We start from the raw sequence: 3,866 nt of genomic DNA on the forward strand, positions 1-3,866 counted from the left end.
ATTCTCTCGTGATGTAAGCAATCCTCTTCATCTCAGGCGCCTGATCGTCGCATCGACCTTAACGCGACACAACCTACCATAGGACATCCGCCAATCGGATCACGGGGCAGCGCCATTACCACGCGGAGCCGAGATAATCCACATATCTTTCGCGTGAACAGATTTTCCCGTAGTACTACAATCCACATATTTCAAGGATGAGTTGCTTTCACTGTCATCAACGCTCAAGCACTTCCCGGCATACACATTCTTCAGCTGCACTGCTCCAGTATCAACCGGGAGTATCTCCCATTGATCTCTTCTCAAATTATCGCCACACTTTCCATCGACCACACTATAACCATTATCATAATCACTCAAACATGAGCCAATTGGTTTATACGTGAAATTCACAGCTCCATCACTTAAATAAGCCATCGTAAAATTCTGCCGAGAATTATCATTTCCATATGAAAATGCCGAATATGCATAAACATACCCTCCAGCACTGTTATAAATAGTTGTTAAAAATTGTCCAGTGAAAACATTACTCACCGAAACAACATCTGCAATCTTCACCTGCGAAAAAGTAGCATCACATAAAAACAGGTACCCCATAAATAAAAACAAAATTGAATATCTATTCTTTTTCATCTTACCGCCTACTTTTTAGGCCAAAGTAAAACAGGAGAGTGATCTGATGCCAGTTGACCCATTAGGCTTGGAGTAAACAAATTGCAGTTAAAATTAGGACCACCAGATGGATTATTAATTTGCCCAGCAACCCCATAATCCAAATTACCGCCACTTCTTTGGGTTGGTCGGTCCTGATTCTGAAAAGTCACATTCCTATATTCTTGCGGATAATTTCTCTGGAGAAGACCTCTCAGTGAATCTGGATTACGATTAAAATCACCACTGATCAACCATTGATCAGCAATTTGATTTTGATTGAAGTATTCCCAAACTCGTGCAACAATTGCTCCGGAATCCGACCCTCCATTTGCCAGGGAATGAACTCCAAAATAATAATCCGATCCGAGTCTTATTCCCAATATTGGCCTTGCTCCCGACCAGGCTCTGGGCCTAAGCAACAGTACTTGATCAGCTCTATCCCTACTAATAATCGCAAGATTTACTCGGTTAGCTCCAGTATCAACCCTAGAAAAATAAACGTAATAATTAATTGGTCTTGCTCGCGTACCCAAATTCCAGAGATATTCGTTTATAGGCGCAACAACCCCATCAGGATTTACTAGCCGGCCATCCAATGGCAATGGAGGATTAACCGTTATAGAGGCGGGTAACGATCCAGCCTCCTGAATCGTCATAACGTCTATGCGCCTTGAATTGGGTGCCGATCCGCCATCTTGATTTCCAAGCAAAACATTGCGAATATTAACATTCCATTTACTCTCTGTGCTTGCGCTAGCGCCTTGGAGATTCCAGGTGACCACACGGCGATCATTAATTGCCGCAAACGCATTACTCGCACAATAGATTATCAGAAAAGTAAAAATTGCCCACGCCTTCATCCTGAAATCCTATTATCTCATAAAAATAATCCAATGGAACTACCACCCCCACGTGTCAGGGCTCGTGCCGGTAGGTATAACTCCAATACCATAGCTACTAATAGTGACGACAACATAGCGATCTGAATCATAGCAATTCAGTTGATATTTCCGACCTCTCATAGACCACTGCCAATAATCCTTTTTCCCTGATGCCGGACAAAATCTTTCATCGGAGAAGCAATACCAGGAGGTAGTTTGCCAACATCAAGAGAGACGTTTGAATCACTATTTGACCAAGTGACTTTAGCTCCATCAGGAAACGAATTTGTAGTGAGATTAAGAACAAGAAACTGTGTACCCCACCGCCTCGCATCTCACCTTTTTCCATTTCTCCTCACCTAAATTGATTATCAAATAAAATGCAAATCGCGAATAAATCATACAACAACTAAACACATCGACCAATTCATATTACCTATTAAATTTATTATTTTAATATCGCAACTAAAGAATATTTTAATTTCTAAAATGGGCACCACCCGTTTGCCAAGGAGAGCTTGCATTCTGACGGTTAGATCGGTTGCATCCTTATATTCGGCCCGTTAATTGGGCATCGCCCTGGCCTTGATGGAATGCGCCGGTGAGGTCCTCATCTGAACATCGGGCTTGATGCCCGGGCCGACTATCAGGCTTTACTCACCGAGGTCTGACCTATATCGCCATCATGCATGCTTGCCTTGTGCAACCATCGTGTGAGGAGAGGACTTCGAACGATTCGATACGCTGCTCATGTTGCGGTAACTGGCGAGCGGTACACGCGGTTGCCTGCGAGCAACGCCCACGCAATGCGCGCATTCCGGTTTGCCTGCGCCACGGCTGCCTGGTTAGGATGCTTGCGGGCCAATAAATGTTCCAGCCAGGGATCGATCGCCGTAGAGCCGCGTCGCTGGATTCCCTGGCACATCCGGACCACCGCGCGTGCGCCGTGGATCAGCAGGGTTCGCAAATACGGGTCACCCCTTTTACTTATGTGAGCCAGACGCTGCTTGCCACCCGAGGAATGCTGCCGGGGTACGAGGCCAAGATAGGCTGCCAGATGACGGCCGCTGGTAAAGCCCTGCGCGTTGGCGCCGATGTGGCCAACTAGTGCGGTCGCCGTCAGCAGGCCGATACCGGGAATCTCGGCAAGGCGCTGACTGGCGTCGCTGTTCCGGTGCCATTGGCGGATCTGAGCTTCAATCACGTCGATCTTGCGATCGATCTCTCGAACGTGGTTGAGCATGTCCATCAGCAACTGCCTGAGCAAGCCCGGTAGATCGTTGGTCGCGTCTTCGGCAAGTGCAGGGATATCGGCAAGATGTGAGATGCCCTGCGGGAGGATCACACCATACTCGCCCAGCAGGCCCCGCAGATGATTGCTCACCTGCGTGCGCATCTTGACCAGCAGTTGCCGGCTGACGTGCAGATGCAGAATACTCTGTTGCTCCACTGACTTGACCGCGACGAAGCGCATATTCGGCCGTTGCACAGCTTCACAGATCGCTTCCGCGTCGTTCATGTCATTCTTGTTCGTCTTGACATAGGGTTTGACGAAGTGCGGTGCCATCAGCTTTACCGTATGCCCCATCGTTGCCAGCCTGCGCGCCCAATAATGTGCGCTGCCGCATGCCTCCATACCGATTAGGCAGGGGCACAGACGGGTGAAGAACGGTACCATCTGGGACCGGTTGAGACGTTTGCGTAACACCGTATGTCCGTGAGCATCAACCGCGTGAATCTGGAAGACGTGTTTCGCCAAATCCACGCCGATAGCGGTAATCTCCATTTTGGGTACCTCCACTTCTCAGTTGAACGTCGCACGTCAACTTTGGCATATCTATGCCGTTGGGGTGGGTGGTGCCCATTCCATCTGAAATACTCGAAGCGTCTTGTGCAGCAAGGGTTTGAAGCTTAAAGTTGTTGATGCATTTGCAGGAACCTGGCAGATTATGGGTTGTTTCCTGCAAATTCTGTCGAGGTCTGGATGGGTCCGAAGACAGCGGTGAGCGAAGGCGATTTGTTCCGGCATCCTCTGCCCCGTCTAGGTCATCATGATTCCGCTCGCAAAACTCGAAGATGTCAACGAAGCGATCATCCAGCGGCTGATCGACGACGCATTTCGCGAGAGCCGAACGCTCGACTTCAAGGCACAACTTGATCTCACGAGAGGCGGCAAGCAGGCACTGGCTGAGGACGTCTGCGCGTTCGCCAACACCGTCGGCGGCGACCTGGTGTTCGGGATCCGAGAGGATGGAGGTGTCGCTACGCAGATCGTTCGTAAGCGATCCATTATCGACGTCTACCCAACAGTACTCTGAGCGGGGAGCATAG

General features: G+C 48.9%; 4 protein-coding genes. 1 reads left to right on the forward strand and 3 read right to left on the reverse strand.

The window, feature by feature from the left end:
- Positions 1-99: 99 nt before the first annotated feature.
- The 3 genes from ACOJB8_RS40835 to ACOJB8_RS40845 form a co-directional block, all read right to left on the reverse strand.
- Entirely contained in the window at positions 100-633 is a 534-nt protein-coding gene (locus ACOJB8_RS40835) for a hypothetical protein (protein WP_475017911.1), read from the reverse strand.
- A gap of 8 nt (positions 634-641) precedes the next feature.
- Entirely contained in the window at positions 642-1,514 is an 873-nt protein-coding gene (locus tag ACOJB8_RS40840) for a cytolethal distending toxin subunit B family protein (RefSeq protein WP_475017912.1), read from the reverse strand.
- Between the two features lie 769 nt (positions 1,515-2,283).
- The gene (locus ACOJB8_RS40845; protein ID WP_342925459.1) at positions 2,284-3,321 is read right to left on the reverse strand and encodes an IS110 family RNA-guided transposase; all 1,038 of its coding nucleotides are present in this window, start codon (positions 3,319-3,321) and stop codon (positions 2,284-2,286) included.
- Positions 3,322-3,586: 265 nt separating this feature from the next.
- On the opposite strand from ACOJB8_RS40845, the gene ACOJB8_RS40850 reads away from it, so the two are divergent.
- Positions 3,587-3,853 (forward strand): AlbA family DNA-binding domain-containing protein, encoded by a 267-nt coding sequence (locus ACOJB8_RS40850; RefSeq protein ID WP_475017914.1) that lies wholly within the window; start codon positions 3,587-3,589, stop codon positions 3,851-3,853.
- Positions 3,854-3,866: the final 13 nt, after the last annotated feature.

This window comes from Paraburkholderia sp. BR10141, assembly GCF_056155635.1.